We start from the raw sequence: 5,633 nt of genomic DNA, 5'->3' as shown, positions 1-5,633 counted from the left end.
ATCTCGAGGTGGGAGTAGGAGCTACCCTGGGAGTCATCTTTGCAGTGCTGATTTTTGCGTTATTCTAGCACCTTATTTAAATTTCACTTCCAGATCGAATACCGGGGTCACATGTCTGTCCTACGGTAGAGGGTTTGATTCCTGCAAGCGGCTGGGCGTTATCTTAAGGTTGTCCGGGAATTTTATCTGGAGGCTGTGGTAATTTGGGGCACGATTCTCATGAAACCACTATTGTTCTTGCTGCTTGCAGCTTGTTTCCCATTTGCGCTGTCCCAGACCACGGTGCAGTTGGAATCGCAAATTCTTTCGCTGATTAACGAAGCACGGGCCAGAGGCGTGGCCTGTCGTGGGGGTGGGGGCGGGTATCGGTTGCCGCCTTTGCGCTACGATGCCACCCTGGCCCAGACCGCCAAGGGTCACGCCCTCAACATGGGGCGCTATGGCTTTATGTCGCACTATTTTCGTGGGGTGGGGCCGCGGGTGCGGGTTGCTCGAGCGGGGTATGGCTACTTGCGCATGTCGGAGATCATCTTCAAGGGTCGAAACAGCGACCCGGCGCGGGCAGTACGCTGGTGGTTACGTTCACCGGTGCATTGCCGGGCCATCATGAACCCTCACTACACCGAGGCTGGTTCGGGGCTCTCGAGGGCAGGCAATGCCTGGGCGGTGGTGCTGGCCCAGCCCCGCTAGTGGCCTGGTAACAAGTGGGCGCACTCAGGACTGCTGCTGTACCATCCGCATGACCACCAACAGGCCAATGCTCTGAATTAGCGGAAAGGCCATCAGCGTGAAGGCGTTGGGCCAGAAGGCGAAGAGTGCAATAGGAACCACCGTGGCCACCACGCTCACCCACATCAGGTCGGTGCGGCCCCGCTGCTTGAGCAGGCGGTACACCACGTAGTTGTTGAACAAGGCAAAAAGCAGCAGCATCACCCAGGCGAGTACAAAGGTATCCATCAACCTTTATTGTAACCACCCAGCCAGGGTTGGGGTTGAGGTGGTGTTGGGATAAAGACCCTGGGATGGGTTTACCAGCAAAGCAACCTACGAACCACGGTAGTTGTCGAGATACTCCCGCACCCGTGTGGTCTCGATCTGCCACTGGGCCTCGGCAGTATAGGGTTTGAAGCCCAGGGCATGGTTGATCTTGAGCATCGGTGCGTTGGAGTCGGCATTGCCGGTGCGCACAAAGCGTGCTTCGGGGAGTTCGCGCAAGACCCTATCCAGCATGGCCGCCTTGAGCCAGCGCCCGATCCCAAAGTTGCGATATTCCGGCAGCACGCCGGTGCCTAGCTGGTTGAGGATTTGCCCGCGCCGGGGGTTCCAGGATAGTTCGGTGTAGCCCGCAAAGCGCCCGCTGCTCTTTTCCTGCGCCACCATCGTCCAGCGGCGGTTTCCGGTGGCGAAGGTCGCCTGCTCGATCTGGCGCAGAAGCTCGGGGGTCATCTTGAAATCCTCGACCTGGAGACTCCCTCTGGGGGCAGTGTTCATCACCTCCATCAGTTCGGCAATTGCAGCCAGGTGTTTTTCCGGGTAGGCCCCCTCCCAAAATAGAAGCTCGAATCCACCCGCTCTTTCGGCGGCTTTACCGATCCACTGTTCAATCAATTTGCGATCCAGCTCGAGCAAATCAAGCTGGTTGGTGTGGCTTTCCAGAGCCTTCTCCGCACCCAACTCGCGCATCAGGGCTTCGCCGGAGGGGACGCGGCTGTTGGTGCTGCTAATCAGCAAGCTACGCCCCTCGCGCTCGGCCACCTCGGTGATCTTCCCCAGAAGTTTAACTTCAAGACCCTGTTCCCGAAACTCCGGCAGCACGTCAATGCTGAAAGGAGCGATGTGTTGATTCTGCTCGAGACGGACGATCTGCACGTCGCTGCTGGCTGCAAAGCCGCTGTTGTCCGGGCGGTCTACCACCCAGACGTGCAAGTCCACAAACGGAGGGATATTCTGGGCCTGCTGAATGGTTTCTTCCAGCGAGCGCGGCGGGTCGTCGGGCAGACGCTCGGCCCGCAGCAGGTTGGCGAAGGCGTTGAAAGCCGCGTATCCTTCCCGGCTGGCGTTTTTGATGTCCACTGGCCGAATCTCGAGCCTCGAGGCTGCTTTCATGCATTACCTCCCACCACAGCGTGTGCTGTCCTGCCGCTAAACACCCAGAACGCCGCGATCCCTGCGATGACGGCAATCACGCCCGCCACCACAAATACTTCCCGCACCCCGATCAGCCCCGCCAGCACTCCGGCAAAGGCCATCGAAACCAGATTGGCACTGCCAATCACTGCACCCAGCGCGGCTCCAACACGGCCCCTGGAGTGGTCGTCTACCGAGGTCTGCACCAGCGTGCCAATCCCAGCCTGCACTGGAGCCCCCAGGAGCCCGATGAAGAACAACAACACCAGTACATGCCAGAGCTGTCCGACCACGGCAATTAACCCGACCATCAGGCCCATCCCCATCAAGCCCACACTGACCATATAGGTGGGTCTAAGCCGTGTTGCCAGCATCGCCACCAGCCCACCTGCCAGAATCATCCCGGCAGTCTGGGCTGCTTGTACCAAGCCAAACAGAGTGGTGGGTACTTTCAAGTCGTTGGTTAGCAGTGGAATAAACAAGATATTCACCGCACCCAGCCCCAGCATCATCACCCCTGCGCCGGTCAGAGTTCCGAGCAAAATGCGCGAACGCCCAATAACTCGCACTCCTTCCCATAGCGACCCAAACACGCTATGGGATTGCGCGTTTTCACTATGTTCCAGCCTGGGTACCTGTACCAGCACCACCAGCAAGAAGGAAAAGATAAAGGTGGCGGCATCTATGGCAAAGGCCGGCCAGTAGACCTTGAACGACCCAATCAAAACCCCTGCTGTCGAGGCCCCCAAAAGTCCGGCGATAATTCGGCTGGTCTGGGTGATGGAATTGGCGGCCAGCAGGGCTTCTTTGGGTAGAATCTGGGCAATTACCGCCCCGCGCGCTGGCCCAAAGAAAGTGCCTACAGCCGACTGCAAAAAGGCCAGTCCATACAGAATCCAAAGGTGTTCCACGCTATCCACAAACACAAACCCCAACACCAGCAAGGCCCGCATCAAGTCGGAGATCAGCATGATTTTTTTGCGGTCAAAACGATCTACATAGACCCCCGCCACCAGTCCCAAGGTGACCTGTGGGATGGCCAGCATGATCGCCATGGTGGCGAGGGCTGCAGTCGAGCCGGTGAGCTGGTTGACCATAATGAGCAGGGCCAAGCCGGTCAGGCCGTCGCCAAAGTCGGAGATGCTCTGGGCCAGCCAGAGGTTGCGAAAGCCCTGGTATTGCAGGGGATTAACCGAGTTGGGCCTAGTCATTATCGCCTTCCTCAACCTGGGCCTGGGAATGGGGGTGAAAGGCGATGAGAAAACTGTAGGGCTGTGCTTTTTCGGAGGGGCCTGTGCTGAATTGCTTGAGCAGCATGTGGATTGTTTCGATGAATTGCTGGGCTTGCTGGGGGGTCATCAGAACCAGGGTGCGCCCCAATACCAGCCGCTGGTGCACAGGGTGTTCGTCGCCCACCTGAATCAGGCCGCTTTCCAATCCCTTCTGAATATCTGCGCTTACCCCATCCATGACGTTGTGCAGGATTTCAGTAAGGCTGCTGTGGTCTTTTTTGTGAATCTCCAGCAGTGAGCGGTCTATGCTGTAATTTTTGGCCGTGACCTGATATTGCTTTTCGATGATACCCGAAACCACTCGGGTTCCCACTACCCGGATCAGGCCGTGTGCTTCCATCTGGCCGACATGGTAATAGAGCTTGGTAGGAGGCATTGCCAACGATCTGGCCACCACCTTGACGGTGATGGGTTTGCTCATCAGCTCGAGAATTTGTAACCGCAGGGGATCGGTGAGCACCTTGAGGGTCTCCAGATCTCGAATTACCAATTGGTTCGCGGGCTCTGGACGCGGGGATTCAACTGCTTTAGAAGCATTGGACATTCGAATATCTCCAAACATTGAAAAACTTTCAAACGATAATAGAAGTTTGAATGGAGATTGTCAAGATCCAAATTCATACAGGTAAGTTGATTCAACCTTTGCTGATCGTGGTTTTCATAATAACTCCGCCGGAGGGCGAAGTTATTTAAGTGGCTCAACGCGCACTTCACAAATGATGCGTCTTGTAGCAGACGCAACTGTCATTTGGGTGCACAGCCAGCAGGCTGACCCGAAGGGGATCGTCCCCATTCCGCTGGCTCACTCACAGTGTGAAGAGCGCTCTAGACTGTCTTTTCCAAGGACGAGCATGGCCGTTTGTTCGCGAGAACCGCTCAAAAGGGTTTATCCAACGTAGAAACCTACCCTGCGTCGGAGGTTTCTATGTGTGCCTACGATAGAAATTTCGGGGATGGTTTTACACGGTACACTTCGGGAGGTTGCCTCGACGCGGCTCTGTTGTCGGGCTTCTACTGGTAGAGCAAATTCCTAACATGGAGATACTTACCGCCTCACCGGTAAACTTGATGCCAGAGGGTAGAGGCGATAAACTTATACCAAGTTCAATTAGATCTCGAATGGAGTTCCAACAATGCTGACCACACCTGAAAAAATCGCGTTCTTTCTGCTGGTGCTGGCCTCGCTCTATTTTGGGGGCGGGGCGCTTTATCGCGTCTACAAAGCCATACGTCGGGGCCAGCCGGAAGACCGCTTCGACCACCTGCCCCCCCGACTGGGCCGCGCCCTGTGGCAGACCCTGACTATGCAGACGGTCTTCAAAAAACGGCCCTGGGCCAGCTTTCTGCACGCCCTGGTGTTCTACGGATTTGTTTTCTACCTGCTGGTAAATCTGGTGGATGTGCTGGAAGGGCTATTTCCCTTCAAGGCCAGGGGTGGCTTGTGGAATGGCTTCAACATCGTGGCGGATCTGCTCACTGCTTTGATTTTAATTGGGATTGTGGGGCTGATGATTCGCCGCTTTTCGGGAGGCGGACGCAAAACCTTTAGCTGGAACTCAAAGACCCCTCTACACGAGAAAATCCGGAGCGGCATCCCTCGAGACTCGGCAATTGTGGGCAGCTTCATCTTCTTCCACGTGGGCAGTCGGCTGTTACACAAGGCTGCCCAGGCCGCCAACCTTGACCATGGCCCCGATCCCTTTCAACCCATTGCTACCCTTGTCTCTAACCTCTTCCTGCAACTCGATGTAGATCGCGTGGTGATCTTTGAGCACCTCTTCTGGTGGTTCGCCATCGGCTCGATCCTGCTGTTTATTCCCTACTTTGCCCGCTCCAAGCATATCCACCTGTTCCTGGCTCCCCTCAACCTGGCCTTCAAAAAGGACAAACCAGGGGCCTTGCTGCCCATTGCCAGGGACTTTGAGGCACTCGAGAAGATGGAGAAGTTTGGGGTGGCGAAGCTGGAAGACTATAGCTGGCCCCGTTTGCTGGATGCCTATAGCTGTATCATGTGCAACCGCTGCCAGGAGGTCTGCCCGGCCTATACCACCGGCAAGGCCCTCTCGCCGGCGGCCATCCTGATTAGCGAGCGCTACGAGCTGAACCAGATTCTGCCCGATTTTGCCGCAGGCAAGGAGAGCCCCCGCCCCCTAATGGACTTTGCCATGAACGAAGAGTCCATCTGGGCTTGCACCACCTGCAACGCCTGCATCG

General features: G+C 56.5%; 6 protein-coding genes. 2 read left to right on the top strand and 4 right to left on the bottom strand.

Annotation, left to right across the window (positions count from 1 at the left end; all coding sequences use genetic code 11):
• Positions 1-219: 219 nt before the first annotated feature.
• The gene (locus Q0288_RS09855) at positions 220-690 is read left to right on the top strand and encodes a CAP domain-containing protein (RefSeq protein WP_299429913.1); all 471 of its coding nucleotides are present in this window, start codon (positions 220-222) and stop codon (positions 688-690) included.
• A 24-nt stretch (positions 691-714) separates the two neighbouring features.
• Here Q0288_RS09855 and Q0288_RS09850 read toward each other — a convergent pair whose 3' ends face one another.
• The 4 genes from Q0288_RS09850 to Q0288_RS09835 all read right to left on the bottom strand — a co-directional run bounded on the left by Q0288_RS09850 (position 715) and on the right by Q0288_RS09835 (position 3,963).
• Entirely contained in the window at positions 715-957 is a 243-nt protein-coding gene (locus tag Q0288_RS09850; protein WP_299429911.1) for a hypothetical protein, read from the bottom strand.
• A gap of 87 nt (positions 958-1,044) precedes the next feature.
• The gene (locus tag Q0288_RS09845; RefSeq protein WP_299429909.1) at positions 1,045-2,106 is read right to left on the bottom strand and encodes a GNAT family N-acetyltransferase; all 1,062 of its coding nucleotides are present in this window, start codon (positions 2,104-2,106) and stop codon (positions 1,045-1,047) included.
• Complete coding sequence (locus tag Q0288_RS09840) at positions 2,103-3,338, bottom strand: MFS transporter (protein ID WP_299429907.1); 1,236 nt, start codon at positions 3,336-3,338, stop codon at positions 2,103-2,105. The genes Q0288_RS09845 and Q0288_RS09840 overlap by 4 nt, the downstream gene beginning before the upstream one ends.
• Positions 3,331-3,963, bottom strand: a complete 633-nt coding sequence (locus Q0288_RS09835) for a helix-turn-helix domain-containing protein (protein WP_299429905.1) — start codon at positions 3,961-3,963, stop codon at positions 3,331-3,333. Before Q0288_RS09835 ends, Q0288_RS09840 begins: the two co-directional genes overlap by 8 nt.
• A 589-nt stretch (positions 3,964-4,552) precedes the next feature.
• On the opposite strand from Q0288_RS09835, the gene Q0288_RS09830 reads away from it, so the two are divergent.
• Positions 4,553-5,633: (Fe-S)-binding protein (locus Q0288_RS09830; protein ID WP_299429903.1), on the top strand; the 1,081-nt coding region annotated here is incomplete at its 3' end.

Origin of the sequence: uncultured Meiothermus sp. (assembly GCF_937863175.1) — a bacterium.
Lineage (GTDB): Bacteria > Deinococcota > Deinococci > Deinococcales > Thermaceae > Meiothermus.
Note: the sequence above shows the minus strand (reverse complement) of the source record. Positions and strands in the feature narration are given on the sequence as shown.